A 15,521-nucleotide genomic window follows, 5' to 3' on the forward strand; every position below is an offset into this window, starting at 1 on the left:
TCGGTTTTTTAATTAGGTGAATAACTTTTGTTAATCACTTCTACCAATAAGCTCAGATTATAAATTTAGTTACACGACAATTTCAACTCGATTCCATTCAGGATCTAACACCACACATTCATAGTAACCATCTCCAGTTCGACGTGGTCCATCAAGCACTTCATAACCATTGGCGATAAAGGTCGCGGCCATTGCATCAACTTTCACTTCCGAACCAACTGCAAAGGCGATATGAGCCAGTCCGGTGAACTGCGGATATACATCGACAGCAGAGATCAACACCGAATCCATCTGCATCAACTCGATGCGAGCACCACCCGCTAACGTGAGGAAATATGAGCGAAAACCTTTGGCCTTGTTCTCGTATTTGTCATTACTGGTGGCACTAAAAAATTGGGTGTAAAAGCGTTTCATTTCTTCTAGGTCTTTACACCAAATAGCCACATGTTCGATTCTCATTTTGCCCCCTCATCTTGCGGCTCTTCCTGCTCATTAAATGTCATTAACGTGTTAATGCTAAGAATGGCGTCTACTTCAACAGCACTGTTCGTCGCTTGTAGCCGAGACTGATAATACGCAGCGAGTGTGTTGCCTGACGTATTCAGTAAGATTGTTTTGATTGTCTCTAGCATGTTTATTCCTCTGTTCATTATTTACGTTACTTAAGCCTTTGCTCTTTGCTCAAGCCATGCTGTAAGTATCACCCAATAACAGGAAGCTAAAAACAGAGTAAATTTCATTGCTTAGTTCCTCATTAAGTCGTAATCTTGGCGTTAATGTCTTTTTAACCCTACTTACGCCATAAACGCGGAAGTCACGATGATAATCTGGTGCCTGTTTTGAACAATGATAAAAAAATACTGCATTTTTCTCGGTTAAGTAAGCTAGGCGTTAAGCAAGAAATAGCCATCACCCTGCAAGAAGTGGCTGAAGTGATGTTTACCAGTACCCGACATTGCCGCACCTTGTTAAACGAACTGCGTGATTTAGGCTGGTTAGAATGGACACCAAAGGCGGGGCGAAACCAACGTTCTCGGCTTTATCTGGTTTATGCTGTCGATGAATTAAAAGCAGAACTGGCACAGCAAATGATCGCGGTTGGCAAATATGAAAATGCACTGGCGCTTATCGATCACGATCAAACCTTGTTTGGGCAATTGCTGCAAAACACATCGGGCGCGGTACAACGTGAAGGTCGTTTACACATTCAGCTGACTTACGCGCGCTCTTTCTCTGCCCTGCTCCCACATATCGCATTAAGAAACAGCGAACGTTTCTTGTTACGTCAGGTTTATTGCTGTTTAGTGCAGTGCGACAAAGATGGTATTATCACGCCACAACTCGCCCACCATTGGGTGTACAACGCCGAGCTACAACGCTGGCGATTCTACCTGCGCCCAGCCCTTACCTTTCATGACGGCAGTGCCATTAACGCTGACAAAATAGCAGTATTATTTAATCGCCTAAAACAGCTAGCGACATACCAAACTGAACTGGCGCATGTCGCTCATGTCACCGCGATAAACCCGCTCTGTGTCGATTTTCAATTAGATCAACCTGATCCAGGTTTTGCTGGACTCGTTGCTGATGTGAAATATTCGATTCAACCCTGCTCTCAACTACCATCGCAATTACAATATCAGCCGAACGCGCTGCCACATTCGCAACTTAACGCAACCACAGCGATTGTTGGCAGCGGTGCATTTCGGGTGCAAGAACACACACAGCAGTATTTACGATTGCAGGCGTACGACAACTACTATGGCCATCGCGCACTCACCGATACCGTGACGATTTGGCAAGTCACGTCATCACAAAATAACTCACCTTGCACGACCGAAATACAGGCGAATGTGGTGCAAAAAACCAGTCAGATCCGTTCAAACTATCCAGTAAACTATCCAGTAAACTATGCAGCTAACAGCGCTGAAAAAGAATCTGATATGGACAAGCAAGCAATTGAAAGTGACCAAAAGAGCAGAATAGAATATGGCTGTTTGCTGGCGATGATAAACAGTAATGCCAAGCTATCGCTGTTGCAGCGAAAATACCTCAGCCAACTGCTGGCTGCAGATAAGCTAATGGCTGAATTAAGACAGTCAGCGAATCCCATTGAAGCGATACCTGCATACAATCTGCTTTCCAGTTGGCTTAAAATCATCTCGACAGGGACAACAGAACAACCTTTACCAAGCAAACTGACTATCGCTATATTCGAGCACCATACCTTAAAAGAATGCGCACAGGCGATGAGGCAGTTACTTGAACAAGCTGGCATCGAGTGCGAGGTTAACGTCTATACCTTTGAGGAACTACTGCAAAAGGCCAACACTAATACGCTGATGGAAGACCTGATATTGATTAGTTTGGATTTAGACGACAACTTGCCGACTTCGGTATTCCATTGGATGTTATCGAATACGGTATTGAATCAAAGCCTGTCTGTAGAGGCTAGTCACTGGTTACAAACTAAATTAATCAGCATTCGTCAGCAACAGCCATTAACAAACTATCTGGCCGAATTGGAATCGATAAGTACCGCTATGATTGCCGAGCACTGGATGATACCTATGCTGCACCACAGGCAAACACTGTACTTTCAAGGTGTGCTCAAAGGTGTATCGATAAATGTTTGGGGTTGGCCTGATATACAAGATGTGTGGTCTGAGGAATATGCTGAGATTTAGGGTTGATAATTAGAGAGGGAATAATGATGGCTGTATTTTAATGGGCTCTATTTTAGACTCGAGCCCATTACCATCTCGCCTTTATGCTAGGCGGCGATTAAAAAATAATATTAACTCATTCTGATCGACATAGGATGATCTTCACTTAATTGCAGCAAGTCCCAACGGTTGCCGTATAGATCTTCAAATACAGCAACGGTGCCGTAATCTTGCTCTTGAGGTGGTCGAATAAATTTAATGCCGTCTGCGACCATACGGTTATAGTCCCGCCAAAAATCATCGGTACTTAAAAATAGAAACACGCGTCCGCCAGATTGATTACCTATAAAGTCATGCTGCTCTGGCTTTGACGCGCGTGCTAACAACAAGGTAACACCTGTTGAACCAGGAGGCGATATGACTACCCAACGTTTATCTTGCTCTGCTTGATAAGTATCTTCGATTAACTCAAATTTCAACTTTCCAACATAGAAATCAATAGCTTCATCATAGTCTTTCACCACTAACGCGATATGGACGATTGACTGTTTCATTTTTATTTTCCTTATACATTTAATACAAACTCAGATGTTTCATGAAAATCATCTGAACGCTATAGCAGGTATATAATAGCAATAAAAATGCTGAGGAGATGACTGTATTTTAAGGTTCAAGCTTAACGCTTAAATGTTGACAATTTTTCATCGTTCTCACGTTTAACCAACACAAAGGTCAGATACATTTTGGTTGGTAACGAGCAAGCAAATCCCAAGGCGATACAACCCGCACAGATCATAATACCCATCACGCCGTGCTGCTGAGTAAAATCTGTGTACGACAATAAATAATGACCAAGCAATATCAGTGAGATACCAATGGCAATAAAGGTTTGTAGAATACGAATAAGATTTTTATCTGTCATATCATCACGTCTATCATGATTCGATTACCAATACCGCTATTGTTTAGCTAACCGAGTATGCGTGTCATGATCTAACGCAACATATACTAATATGGGAGGGCTGTTATTATAAATTAGAGACTTAAGTCAAGTAACGCCCTAGTAAGGGCGCCGAACTTGACACATATGTTATGCCATTGCTTTAAGATCGCCAACACTTTCAGAGCCGCGTCTGGTTCTTACTTGTAAGGTATCTAACGCCGTGCCTAAGTCAGCAACATTAAAGCCAATACTAAATTTATTATTAGGCAGATATTGATGTTTAACACTGAATTTACTCAGCATCAAACCCATATTACTTTCAGGCATAAGTTTTGCTATTACAACACCAAATAACAGGAATGTTTCACCACCATCAGAATCACCATCGCCAAGACCTTTAATTGCCGTTACTTTGCAAAAAGTACTTACCTTTTTAGTACTTGTAACAACACATACGATACTGCCTTCTTGTAGTTCTTTCCAAGCCGCATTTTTAATATTGCCCAGTTGCTTTGCTGAAATATCAAAGATAACGTCTGATTCTGTTGGATAGCTCTTTTTATAATTCTTATTATGTATGTTACTTAGCAAAAACATGTCTATTTCCTAGTTATATACAACGCTGTGACGAAACAGGTCGTTAGTAAAATGAATAGCGACTTTCGTTATTTCAGCCGCATCAAAGATGAGATGAGGGAATTTAGGTATCGTGTCTTTTATATTTTACATTATACATGGCTTTGTCCGCTGAGGCTATGAGAGCGTCTGTCGTGGTGCCATTGGCAGGATAGGTAGCAACACCAACACTGCAACTAACGTCAACCTTTTCACTGTTGATAACAAATTGGCCGTTTAGCGCATTAATTATCGTCTCAACCATTATAGATACATTACATGTATGGGTAATGTTTTCGAGCAAAACAACAAATTCATCACCTCCGATCCTAGCAACGGTATCGGAATGGCGAATTGCGTGTTTAAGACGTAAAGAAGATTCTATCAGAACCTGATCACCGAATGCATGACCTTTTGTATCGTTAATGAGTTTAAATTTATCTAAATCAATATACAGCAGCGTAAACGAGCTCTGATTACGGATAGATTGTTCGATTAAATGCTCAACGCGTGAAAACAGTAAATATCGATTAGGGATCTTTGTAAGCTGATCGTAATGTGCGAGGTGTTCAAGGCGTTGACTCTCGTTTATCCGATCCGTGATATCTCGATTAATACCCAGCGCACCGATAATCTGTCTATTCGAATCATAAATAGGGACACACATGGATTCAATCCAACCAATGTGCCCATTTTTATGCAGCATCCTTACTTCACCAGCCCATTTACCGCATGTTTCTACAGCAGAGATAACTTCTGAAGTGATCTGAGCTGTGTCTTCGGGGACATGCAGAATATTGACAGGTTGACCGATGGCCTCTTCTTTGGAATAGCCATACAGTATCTCAGAACCCTTATTCCAGTCCGTAATAATACCTTGTAGGTCGGTGACAACTAAGGCATCAAAAAGATAATCGAAGGCCTTATTCATTTGTTTAAGTGTGTTTGCATCCATGACTTGTAACCACTCTATTATGCTGTTGCTATCGTCTTGCTATAAAATCCGTCAGCTGCGATTGAGTTGCAACGAAGACTCTATTGTAATCCCACCAGCTGTACCAAGCAAGCCCACTACAGCGAGTGACATTTTTAGGTTTTTCCTTTTTTATTTGCTGGTCGTGTCGCATAGGCGAGAACCCCGGTGACAACGATTATTGGCACCGCAATATAAGTGAGTAAAACACCAACAAAACTGACAAAGTAGAGTGTTGCCAGATAAACGACTAACGTGATGAGAAATATGACCGAGCACTTATCATGTAACCAGTTTTTCATTTATTTCTCTGCTTTTATATTTCAAATAATGAACCTCATCTTATCAACCTAAGGCTGTAAGGTAAACGATCTGAGGCCATTGATACAGCAGATAACACACTGCCGTGCAGCCAACTGCACGGCATCAGGTAACTCAACGTATTGCAGTAGATAGCCGCAATTATTGTCGATAGCTTTGATAAAGATCTGAACGCTCAAGCACAACGTTCTTCTCTTTTCGCACTAACCTAATTTGACGGTGCGACCAAGGTATTAATCTGAGTGAGGATCTGTTGCAGTATTTCGTCATCCATATTCAGCAGATTATCGCCAACATACCATTCAATAAATGACTGATTGGGTAATGCACTTTGTTTTGGATTACCTATCCAAATACTATGTTCTTTAGCCAATGTATCACGTAATTCGCAGGCATTCGCTTTACTCAACGGTAAATAAATATGCAGCATATTGGCTTGCGGTGCCACTGGATTTGCGGTTAGATTGCTGCATTCAGACAACATTTTGTAGAGCGCTTTGGTACGCTGGAATAACGCGGGCATGGCTGCTAATCGTTCATCGAACTGCATCGCAGCGGCAATCACATAAGGTGAACGTTGATACACGCTCCCACCTTGTCTGTGCATCCACACTGACGCTTCTGCAATGAAGTCTTTATCACCCAACAATAATGAACCACCAAGGCCATTCACACCTTTATACAAGGAAACATAAGCAGAGTTAAATCCTTGAGCAATCTCTTGATAGGATTTTTCATAATACGCGGCGGCTTCCCATAAGCGAGCGCCGTCCATATGCAAATGAATATCCTGTTCACGACAATAATTTTTGATCTCATTCAATGCATCAAACGCGGGCAGTTGACCACCAATTTCACGCATTGGCAGTTCATACAGCACAGCGCCTAATTTGTCAGGAATGCGTTTAAGATCATCCACCAGCCATGGCGTATACGGCGAACCAACTGGTAAGGCATTGAATCGGTTTTGCATCTGATAACCTTGCGACTCCCACAAGGTTATATGGCTAGACTGATGTAGCGCAACATTAAAGCAGCTACGTGACTGACAGGCTAGTTGCAACGCTGTTGGCTGAGTCATGGTGCCCGTGATAACGAACAAACCCGCTTCAAAGCCAAGTAGATCTGCCACTTTTTGTTCAAAGCCTTGAATAAGCTCACCTTCGCCATAAACATCATGTTTAACGTTATGCTGACGACACCACTGTGCCATTGATTCAAACACTTCAGCTGGTTCTGGGTGGTGATTACCGGGTAACACAAATTTACATTCGCTTTGCATACTTCCTCCTTAAATACTGCAGAAGTGTCAACTTACTGCTTTTGGGTAGCGAGTGCAAATGACGGCGTAGAAATATGACTTACTAGCGATTTTATTATCAAATTATTAACTAAAACAACAGGTCTAGATATTATTACCTATCATATAATAGTGAATCAGACTCATGGATTAGGGGCTGTTTTAATATTCATGACACTATTTTGAGGCCTCTATGATAGAAAAAGCGCAGTTCTCCAATCACTTGTTTCATCCAAAATTCTGGTTATTGTGGTTTTTTGCCGGTTTGGTACGACTAACCCTATTACTGCCTTTAGACAAACAAATGAAAATGGGCGCAAGCATCGGTCGTTTAATTAAAAAACTGATTAGTCGTCGCGTTAAGATCGCCCAACGTAATTTAGAGCTATGTTTCCCTGATATGCCAGCAGTAGAGCAAGCACAATTATTGGATCGTAACGTCGAAGAGATCGGCAAAGCGATCTTCGATATTGCCAATGCTTGGTGGTGGTCGGATGAAAAAGTGCAACGTCACATGACCATCAAAGGTCAAGAACATATAGACAAGACGCTCAGCGAAGGTCATGGCATTGTGTTGTTTGCCGTACACTGCTTACCATTGGAAATGGGCGCGCGTATATTTGGTCAGTTCCATCCCGGTGTCGGTGTTTACCGCCCACATAAAAACCCAGCAATGGAGTACATGCAGGTTAAAGGCCGACTCAGATCGAATAAAGCACTCGTACCTAAACGTGATTTGAGACAGATGGTGCGTTGCCTGCGTAAATCTGAGGTAATTTGGTATACCGCAGATCAAGATTTCGGACGTTCGAGCGCAACCTTTGTGCCTTTCTTCGCTATGCCTGATGCCGCAACCATCACTGGCGCAAGTACCTTAGCACGTTTGGGGAAAGCAAAAGTATTGCCATTCAGCGTCGTACGAAATGCCGATGACAAGGGTTATACCATCGAAATATTACCGCCGTTAGAGGACTTCCCAACCAAGGATGAAGTCGCTGACACTAAACGAGGTAATGCCATTATCGAGCAAATCATTAATAAAGAACGCGCTCAGTATATGTGGTTACACCGACGCTTTAAAACCCGTCCAGGTCCAGATTCGCCGTCCGTTTATCAATAGCAACATCCTTTTCAATAACCCATTAAGTATTGTTATAATCCGCTAAAACGAAAAACGCTTATCAACTAACAACTAGCTGATAAGCGTATAGCCTATTTAGGAATAAGCATCGATGAATAAAATCGAGTTAGTTGACTACAATGAGTCAACTAGCGAGTTTCATCTATCTAAGCACGATCAACGGTACTCGACAGTTTTCAATCATGCGCATGGTGTTGCTACCAAGGAAAAAGCTTCTCACCTTGGAATGTGCAAATGCACCCATCACCACCAGCTCAATATCATGCTGCAGTTTGTAATCCATTAGCGCAACCGAAATATCCCCTTCCAAATATGTAGCAATGACGTTAAACCCTTCTTTCTCAAGTCTTACTTTAGTGACTTCAAACTTCTGCTGTTGTGCTTTTTCACTGTTTTTAATCGTCACTAAATGACACGTCATGCCTTTGAGTAAACCGCCTTCAATAATACGTTGCACCGCTTTGTCTGCTGTTTCACGGCCATCATAAGCTAGCATGAAATTTGTCGGTTCAGCAAAGTCCTGCGGGGCAATCACAATCGGCGTATGCACTTGACGGATCAGCGTTTCGATATGCGAACCTAGGGCTTTAAAATCACCTTGATGACCATTACCAGAGCGCCCAACGATCATTAAACGCGCATCGCTTTCTAAACCCACTAAGGCTTCAATAAAATCACCATGGCGTTGGATCTGCTCTATATCTGTCAGGCCCGCCGTGTTGGCTCTATCAACTGCATTACCTAACATCTCATTGCCCAGCTGAATGGCTATCTTGCCACGCTCCGCATCAAGCTCAATCATTTTGTTAAGCAAGTCTGAACGAGCACCTAAACCAATAGAACCAGTTAAGTCGTCTGCGCCATGTTGCTGTTTTTTATCGATGGCATGTAGAAAAACAATGCCATTAGTCAAACGTTTTGACGCCCAAATCGCGGTATCAGATACTGCTTTAGCCAGTTTAGATCCATCAATACATGCTATTATTTTTTTTACATTGTTGCTCATGGTGTTCTCCTTAGTGGCCAGCCATCATTTTTTCAACAGCAGCGGGATCATTATGAATGGCAAATTTATCAATCACAGTCGCAGTCGCATCACTCATGCCGACAATATTAACCGTAGCGCCTTCGCGGCGGAACTTGATCACGACTTTATCGAGCGCTCCAACGGCACTGATATCCCAGAAATGAGCATGTGATAAATCGATAACCACGTTATCAACCACTTCTTTAAAATCAAAACCATCAACAAATTTATCTGCCGATGCAAAGAATATCTGTCCGGTGACTTGATATGTACGTACTTGCTGCTCTGTTTCACTGTTTTTGATAACCATAAAGCGGCTGATTTTGTGCGCGAAAAAGAGCGCTGACAGCAATACACCCACAAATACACCAATAGCTAAGTTATGGGTACCCACAACAGTAATAACCGTCGCGATCATCACAATACTGGTTGATAGCGGATGGGTTCTCAGATCTTTAATCGAACTCCACGAGAATGTACCAATCGAGACCATGATCATCACAGCAACCAAAGCCGCCATCGGAATTTGCTTCAGCTCATCACCCAAGAAAACCACCATGATCAGCAAGAATACACCCGCTGAAAAACTCGATAATCGACCACGACCACCGGATTTAATATTAATGATTGATTGGCCGATCATGGCGCAACCAGCCATACCACCCATTAAACCAGCACCGATATTGGCAATACCTTGCGCTTTACATTCACGGTTACGATCACTTGTCGTATCCGTTAAATCATCAACAATCGTCGCTGTCATCATCGACTCTAAAAGACCGACCACAGAAAGACCCAACGCATAAGGTAATACTATCCACAGCGTTTCTAAAGTAAGTGGTACTTCAGGCCATAAGAAGATAGGTAACGCATCAGGTAGCTCGCCCATATCACCGACAGTACGGATATCTAATCCTATCACCTGCGATAACACGGTAAGGAAGATGATACACACTAAAGGTGAAGGAATGCTTTTACCAATCACGGGAATATACGGGAATAAATAGATAATACCTAAGCCACCAGCCGTCATAGCATAGACATGCCAAGTCACATTGGTTAATTCCGGTAATTGCGCCATAAAGATTAAGATAGCTAATGCATTAACAAAACCCGTCACCACTGAACGTGAGACAAAGCGCATTAAGCTGCCAAGTTGTAAATAACCGGCGAGTATTTGCAATAGGCCCGTTAGCAACGTCGCTGCAAGTAAGTATTCTAACCCGTGTTCTTTAACGAGCGTCACCATAAGCAGTGCCATGGCACCGGTTGCAGCAGAAATCATACCGGGTCTGCCACCTGTGATAGCAACAATAGTAGCAATACAGAACGAGGCATACAGACCAACTTTAGGGTCGACACCGGCAATAATAGAAAACGCGATAGCTTCAGGGATCAGGGCTAACGCAACAACAATACCAGCTAAGATATCTCCTTTAACATTACCTAACCAATCTTGTTTGTTTGACAAAAAAATCATACTTGTCCTTTTTCGGGCGCATCGATTACCCACGAGAGTACGTGGCGATACGCAGATATAACGCTTAGATCAGCCATTAAATAGATGGTTTAATGCTATTGCAGCCACAGTAAATGACCTTCAATAAGGGCAGATCCCACGACGCTAAGCCGCATTCAATTTAATGTACTTTTAAACGATAAATAGCGATGGTAAAAATACCATACTGGAGAATTCCTGTTTAAAATATGTCAGGAAATAGTGATCATCAACAATAAGCCATATTATCTCGATAGATAAATATGCGAATACTAATATAGTGTTGATATAGTCCAATTTATAATAATCTTACGGTGCGTAAGAGCCTGACTTTAATTACAAAAGTCATATAAATTGTTTAGAGGGGGGGTTAGCGTTATGGCGGCGTCATCTCGGTACCTTAGGTTTGACTTAAATGTAACTATATAACGTAACTGTTTAACATAGTTATGTAACTTTATGCGAGAAGCATATAATAAAGCGAGCTCATTATATGCTTCTGTCAATTTAAAGTAAATGCGCTAGGTCAAATTGCATCCTAGTTCGCAATTACTGCCACTCTATTCACAGCTAATTGGTTACAGCCTCTCTTGTCACAGAAGTCGTGCCCACCAATGCCTTTGCGATCTTCACTGCAGCCACTTTAAACTCAGGGATCTTGGCATGTGGATCCGTTGCTGTAGTGGTCAAGCGGTTCGCCGGTGATTCGGCAAAATGGAATGGCACAAACACCACGCCCTCTTGCATACGCTTAGTCACAAATGCCGGCGTTTCAATGCTGCCGCGACGTGTCGATACCGTCAGCATCTCACCATTACTAATGCCTAATCGCTCTGCATCCGCCACCGAGATCATCGCCCGTGGGCCAGCAAGGTTATCTAAGCCTTTCGTTTTACGGGTCATGGTGCCGGTATGGAACTGCTCCAGTAAACGCCCCGTAGTCAAGATCAACGGATACTCATCATCAGGTAACTCTGCGGCATAACGGAATGGCACAGCCACCATCTCACCCTTACCACGGGTAAACTGTTGGGTATGCATCAATCGCGTACCTTCAGATTCACCATCAGCACAGGGCCATTGCACGCCATTTTTACCGACGCTATCCCAATGGATACCGGCATACTGAGGCGTCAATTGGGTAATTTCTTTGGTAATATCCTCAACCGATTGATATGCCCAGTCACTGCCCATAGCATTAGCAATATCTTGAATGATAACCCAATCTTCTTTCGCTTCACCTGGTGGCTTAACCGCAGGCGAAATACGTTGCACACGGCGTTCAGTATTGGTGAAGTGACCAGATTTCTCTGCAAATGAACACGATGGCAAGACGACATCTGCATACTGCGCCGTTTCGGTTAAGAAGATATCTTGCACCACTAAGAAGTCTAATGCTTCAATACCTTCAATAACGTGTGCTTGGTTTGGATCGCTCAATATTGGATTTTCACCCATCACGTACAGCCCTTTTACTTTACCATGACATGCAGCATCAATAATTTCAGTTAGCGTGAGACCCGGTTCTTTGGGTAAATTAGCTTTATTCCACGCTTTAGCGAATTTGGCCTGTACTGTCGGTTTTGTCACTTTCTGATAACCAGGGTAATCACCCGGCAGTGCGCCCATGTCACAAGCACCTTGCACATTAGACTGACCACGTAATGGGTTAATGCCGCCGCCTTCAATACCTATGTTGCCACACAGCATTTGCAGGTTGGCAACAGAACGCACGTTATCATGACCGGTTGTATGCTGAGTGATACCCATCGAATAATACACAGCGGTACGTTCTGCCGTGCCAATCATCTCTGCCATTTTAATCACGTCTTGCGCTTTCACGCCCGTGATCAACTCAACTTTATCTGGTGCATAACTGTCAGACATGACTTCTGCTTTTAACGCTGCAAAACCTTCGGTACGATCGCTAATATAAGCCTTATCGTGCCAATCGTTTTTAATTATTTGTTGCATGATGCCGTTCATTAACATCACATCTGTACCCGGACGATGGGCGACATACAATTGCGCATGATCGCTAATATCGATGCGTTTAGGATCGGCAACAATCAAACGTGCGTTACCATGGCGCACTGCTTGCTTGATATGCGAGGCAATAATCGGGTGCGCAGAGGTGGTATCAGAACCAATAATGAATATCACATCCGAATGTTTAATACTGGGAATATCGTTGGTCATCGCGCCACTACCAATCGATGCTTCGAGCCCTGTCACTGTCGAGGCATGACACAAACGAGCACAATGATCGACATTGTTGGTTTCTAACTCACGGCGAATGAATTTCTGGAACGCGAAGTTATCTTCATTGGTGGTTTTTGCTGACGAGAAACCTGCCAGAGCATTACCGCTATAGTTGGTTTTAATAGCATTAAACTTAGCCGCAACCAGCGTGATAGCCTCTTCCCAGCTCGCAGGTTGGAGTACGCCATCTTTACGAATTAATGGTGTTGTAAGACGCTCGCTGCTACTGACAAAATCAAAGCCAAAGCGCCCTTTCACACATAACATACCTTGGTTTACTGGTGAGTCTTTCACGCCTTGTACATAACGGATCTTATTCTGCGCTTCGTCAACGTACATGGTCAAATTACAACCCACACCACAATAGGTACAAATGCTATCGACTGGTTTGAGAATTTCAATACGGCCTTGAGATTTATCACGGCTGTCAACCAAAGCCCCGGTTGGACACACCTGTACACAGCGCCCACATTGCACGCAGTCAGAATCACCCATACTAAAACCACGCTCAAAACCAGGGCGACATGCAGGACGGTCTGCTGACTTTCCGTCATCATTTTTCATGAAACTCAGCACACCATGTACCGCCTGTTCGTTACAAGCATCAACACATTGGCCGCAACTGATACAACGGTTGGCATCAAAGACGATAAACTCAGCGCTATCATCGACAGCGAATTTCTGACAGCCTTCTTGGCTGCTGTTTGTATCAATATCGGTATCAGCCACTTTATATTCAGTAGCAAAGTCTCGCAATTGACAGTCGGTATTGGCCTGGCAACCACACTCTAAACAACGCGCCGCTTCACGCATGGCTTCGTCATTATCAAAACCGGTTTCCACTTCAGCAAAGCTTAATTCACGTGCTTGTGGGCTCAACTCTGGCATCACTGAACGCATCGCTTGTTTAATGCTATCGAATTGCGCGGTATCTACCTGTTTTAGCTTAGGCGCTTTTTTTGAGTTAAATTGTTTAACCGGGATATTTTCCATATCACCATCAAAGTAACGATCAATCGCTTCTGCGGCAATTCGACCATCGGCAACGGCTTCGATTGCCGTCGCCGGTCCGCGGCGGAAATCACCAATACTAAACACATTACCAACACCAGAATACATAGTGTCAGGATTAGCATCTTGAGTATTCCAACGGGTCAGCGGTAGATCTAATATTTCTTGGTCCATGAAGCTTAAATCAGGCTTTTGCGATACCGCCGCGATGACAGTATCAAAGGCTTCGGTAAAATACTCACCAGTTTGTTCTGGGCGGCGGCGACCTGAGGCATCCGGTTCACCTAAAGCCATTTTTTCTAATTTAACTTCACGTACACGGCCATTAGCATCGGCGATGTTTTCAACCGGATTAGTCAAAAAGTGGAATTTAACCCCTTCGTGTTCAGCTTCTAAAATCTCATAATCTTCCGCCGGCATTTCGGCGCGGGTACGGCGATAAATCAAGGTAGTGTCAGCGCCATCACGTACTGCAGTTCGCGCGCAATCAATCGCGGTATTACCACCACCAATCACCGCTACTTTTTTACCTGTGGTGTAGTTGCCGTCGGTGACGTAATCTTTAAGGTAATCAACGCCCAAATAACAACCATCAAAGTCACTACCCGTGTATTTCATGTCGACCGCTTGCGACGCGCCAACCGCTAAGCACACGGCATCATAGTCTTGAGTCAGTTCTGTTAGGGTAAAATCACGCCCCAATTTTTTATTGGTCAGCAATTGCATGCCGTTACGGCACATGATCTCAATTTCTTTCGCTAGAATGGCTTTTGGCAAGCGATACTCGGGTATGCCATAACGTAACCAACCCCCTGCATCCGGCATGGATTCAAATACCGTCACGTCATAACCTTCGTTGGTGAGGTAATAACCACAGGTCAAGCCACCAGGGCCACTACCAACAACGGCAATAGATTCGCCTCTTGTTGGTTTTTTCACTGGCACGTATTGTTCTTGTGATTCCAAGTCGATATCTGCTGAATGACGTTTTAATTGACGAATAGCGACCGGTTCATCGACCAAACCTCGGCGACATTCGGTTTCACAAAAGGCCGGACACACACGCCCAATCGACAACGGCATAGGTAAGGTGCGTTTAATCACTTCAACCGCTTTAGCATGGTCGTTTTGGGAAATGTGGTACAGGTAAGATTGAATATCAACGCCAGCAGGACAAGCAGTCTGACACGGCGCTTCACAATCAGCATAGTGATCAGAGAGAATACGATTTAATGATTTTTGGCGTAATGAAGACAAGGTTTCAGATGCGGTAGTGACAGCCATACCTTCTACGGGTGACATTTCACAAGCTCGTTTAATCCCTTGCCCGGCGATATCGACAACGCAAAGATCGCACGGTACTTTCTCACCGCTTTTATTCAAGCCACACAATGAGGGGATGTCAATATTACAGTCTGTTGCCGCTTCAAGTAGCGTTTGCTGCGCTGTGACGGAAAATGGTTGTCCGTTGAATGTAACATTTATCATAGGTGGCCTCGTAAAGATCTCTGAATTGCATTATTTGATATATGCTGCCAATCTAGCAAAAGCAGTGAAAAATGCTTTGATTTGAAACACTGTCCGCTGTGATTTTTTTAAACACACAAAGACATCTACATTGTTAGACCAAGTTAGTTTTAACCATGATGGGAGAAAATATAAGCTGAACCTCACATTACTGAGTCATCATTACATTATTTATCAAAAACTTATTTCATATCAATTGCGCATTAAATAATCGCCTCTTCTACTCGAACTGAGGAA

The 15,521-nt window shown here is 43.3% G+C and carries 13 protein-coding genes; 2 read left to right on the forward strand and 11 right to left on the reverse strand.

The window, feature by feature from the left end:
* Window positions 1–69: 69 nt before the first annotated feature.
* Both A923_RS0105680 and A923_RS23080 read right to left on the reverse strand, forming a co-directional pair.
* Window positions 70–459, reverse strand: a complete 390-nt coding sequence (locus A923_RS0105680; RefSeq protein WP_017220693.1) for a VOC family protein — start codon at window positions 457–459, stop codon at window positions 70–72.
* Window positions 456–632 (reverse strand): hypothetical protein, encoded by a 177-nt coding sequence (locus A923_RS23080; protein WP_017220694.1) that lies wholly within the window; start codon window positions 630–632, stop codon window positions 456–458. The genes A923_RS0105680 and A923_RS23080 overlap by 4 nt, the downstream gene beginning before the upstream one ends.
* Window positions 633–839: 207 nt before the next feature.
* Between A923_RS23080 and A923_RS0105690 the strand changes: the two genes are divergently transcribed.
* Window positions 840–2,687 (forward strand): SgrR family transcriptional regulator, encoded by a 1,848-nt coding sequence (locus tag A923_RS0105690; protein ID WP_017220695.1) that lies wholly within the window; start codon window positions 840–842, stop codon window positions 2,685–2,687.
* 110 nt (window positions 2,688–2,797) lie between these two features.
* Here A923_RS0105690 and A923_RS0105695 read toward each other — a convergent pair whose 3' ends face one another.
* From A923_RS0105695 to A923_RS0105715, 6 genes are all read right to left on the reverse strand, one after another.
* Window positions 2,798–3,220 (reverse strand): VOC family protein, encoded by a 423-nt coding sequence (locus tag A923_RS0105695; RefSeq protein WP_017220696.1) that lies wholly within the window; start codon window positions 3,218–3,220, stop codon window positions 2,798–2,800.
* Between the two features lie 122 nt (window positions 3,221–3,342).
* Window positions 3,343–3,588, reverse strand: a complete 246-nt coding sequence (locus tag A923_RS0105700; RefSeq protein ID WP_017220697.1) for a hypothetical protein — start codon at window positions 3,586–3,588, stop codon at window positions 3,343–3,345.
* Between the two features lie 168 nt (window positions 3,589–3,756).
* Entirely contained in the window at window positions 3,757–4,206 is a 450-nt protein-coding gene (locus A923_RS0105705; RefSeq protein WP_017220698.1) for a hypothetical protein, read from the reverse strand.
* Between the two features lie 103 nt (window positions 4,207–4,309).
* Window positions 4,310–5,179, reverse strand: a complete 870-nt coding sequence (locus A923_RS0105710) for a sensor domain-containing diguanylate cyclase (protein ID WP_017220699.1) — start codon at window positions 5,177–5,179, stop codon at window positions 4,310–4,312.
* A gap of 134 nt (window positions 5,180–5,313) precedes the next feature.
* Window positions 5,314–5,499, reverse strand: coding sequence for a hypothetical protein (locus A923_RS22935; RefSeq protein WP_157532763.1), 186 nt, complete (start codon window positions 5,497–5,499; stop codon window positions 5,314–5,316).
* 227 nt (window positions 5,500–5,726) lie between these two features.
* Window positions 5,727–6,800 carry a threonine aldolase family protein gene (locus A923_RS0105715; protein ID WP_017220700.1) on the reverse strand — a complete coding sequence of 358 codons (1,074 nt, stop codon included), beginning with the start codon at window positions 6,798–6,800 and terminating at the stop codon, window positions 5,727–5,729.
* A gap of 211 nt (window positions 6,801–7,011) precedes the next feature.
* Here A923_RS0105715 and lpxL point away from each other — a divergent pair, with 211 nt between their 5' ends.
* On the forward strand, window positions 7,012–7,938 hold the full coding sequence (gene lpxL / locus A923_RS0105720) for an LpxL/LpxP family Kdo(2)-lipid IV(A) lauroyl/palmitoleoyl acyltransferase (RefSeq protein WP_017220701.1): 927 nt from the start codon (window positions 7,012–7,014) through the stop codon (window positions 7,936–7,938).
* Between the two features lie 163 nt (window positions 7,939–8,101).
* Here the strand turns inward: lpxL and A923_RS0105725 are convergent, their stop codons facing one another.
* From A923_RS0105725 to fdhF, 3 genes are all read right to left on the reverse strand, one after another.
* Entirely contained in the window at window positions 8,102–8,965 is an 864-nt protein-coding gene (locus A923_RS0105725) for a universal stress protein (RefSeq protein WP_017220702.1), read from the reverse strand.
* Window positions 8,966–8,975: 10 nt separating this feature from the next.
* A complete protein-coding gene (locus A923_RS0105730) occupies window positions 8,976–10,466 on the reverse strand; it encodes a SulP family inorganic anion transporter (RefSeq protein WP_017220703.1) in 1,491 nt (496 codons plus the stop codon).
* 588 nt (window positions 10,467–11,054) lie between these two features.
* Window positions 11,055–15,245 (reverse strand): formate dehydrogenase subunit alpha, encoded by a 4,191-nt coding sequence (gene fdhF / locus A923_RS0105735; protein ID WP_017220704.1) that lies wholly within the window; start codon window positions 15,243–15,245, stop codon window positions 11,055–11,057.
* Between the last annotated feature and the right edge of the window lie 276 nt (window positions 15,246–15,521).

Origin of the sequence: Moritella dasanensis ArB 0140 (assembly GCF_000276805.1) — a bacterium.
GTDB classification, from domain to species: domain Bacteria; phylum Pseudomonadota; class Gammaproteobacteria; order Enterobacterales; family Moritellaceae; genus Moritella; species Moritella dasanensis.

Bases quoted from the DNA above. Each gene is read 5' to 3' on its own strand.
- lpxL (WP_017220701.1), top strand. From the start codon at position 7,012: ATGATAGAAAAAGCGCAGTTCTCCAATCACTTGTTTCATCCAAAATTC.
- A923_RS0105710 (WP_017220699.1), bottom strand. From the start codon at position 5,179: ATGGATGCAAACACACTTAAACAAATGAATAAGGCCTTCGATTATCTT.
- fdhF (WP_017220704.1), bottom strand. From the start codon at position 15,245: ATGATAAATGTTACATTCAACGGACAACCATTTTCCGTCACAGCGCAG.
- A923_RS0105730 (WP_017220703.1), bottom strand. From the start codon at position 10,466: ATGATTTTTTTGTCAAACAAACAAGATTGGTTAGGTAATGTTAAAGGA.
- A923_RS0105680 (WP_017220693.1), bottom strand. From the start codon at position 459: ATGAGAATCGAACATGTGGCTATTTGGTGTAAAGACCTAGAAGAAATG.
- A923_RS0105725 (WP_017220702.1), bottom strand. From the start codon at position 8,965: ATGAGCAACAATGTAAAAAAAATAATAGCATGTATTGATGGATCTAAA.
- A923_RS0105695 (WP_017220696.1), bottom strand. From the start codon at position 3,220: ATGAAACAGTCAATCGTCCATATCGCGTTAGTGGTGAAAGACTATGAT.
- A923_RS0105715 (WP_017220700.1), bottom strand. From the start codon at position 6,800: ATGCAAAGCGAATGTAAATTTGTGTTACCCGGTAATCACCACCCAGAA.
- A923_RS0105700 (WP_017220697.1), bottom strand. From the start codon at position 3,588: ATGACAGATAAAAATCTTATTCGTATTCTACAAACCTTTATTGCCATT.
- A923_RS22935 (WP_157532763.1), bottom strand. From the start codon at position 5,499: ATGAAAAACTGGTTACATGATAAGTGCTCGGTCATATTTCTCATCACG.
- A923_RS0105705 (WP_017220698.1), bottom strand. From the start codon at position 4,206: ATGTTTTTGCTAAGTAACATACATAATAAGAATTATAAAAAGAGCTAT.
- A923_RS23080 (WP_017220694.1), bottom strand. From the start codon at position 632: ATGCTAGAGACAATCAAAACAATCTTACTGAATACGTCAGGCAACACA.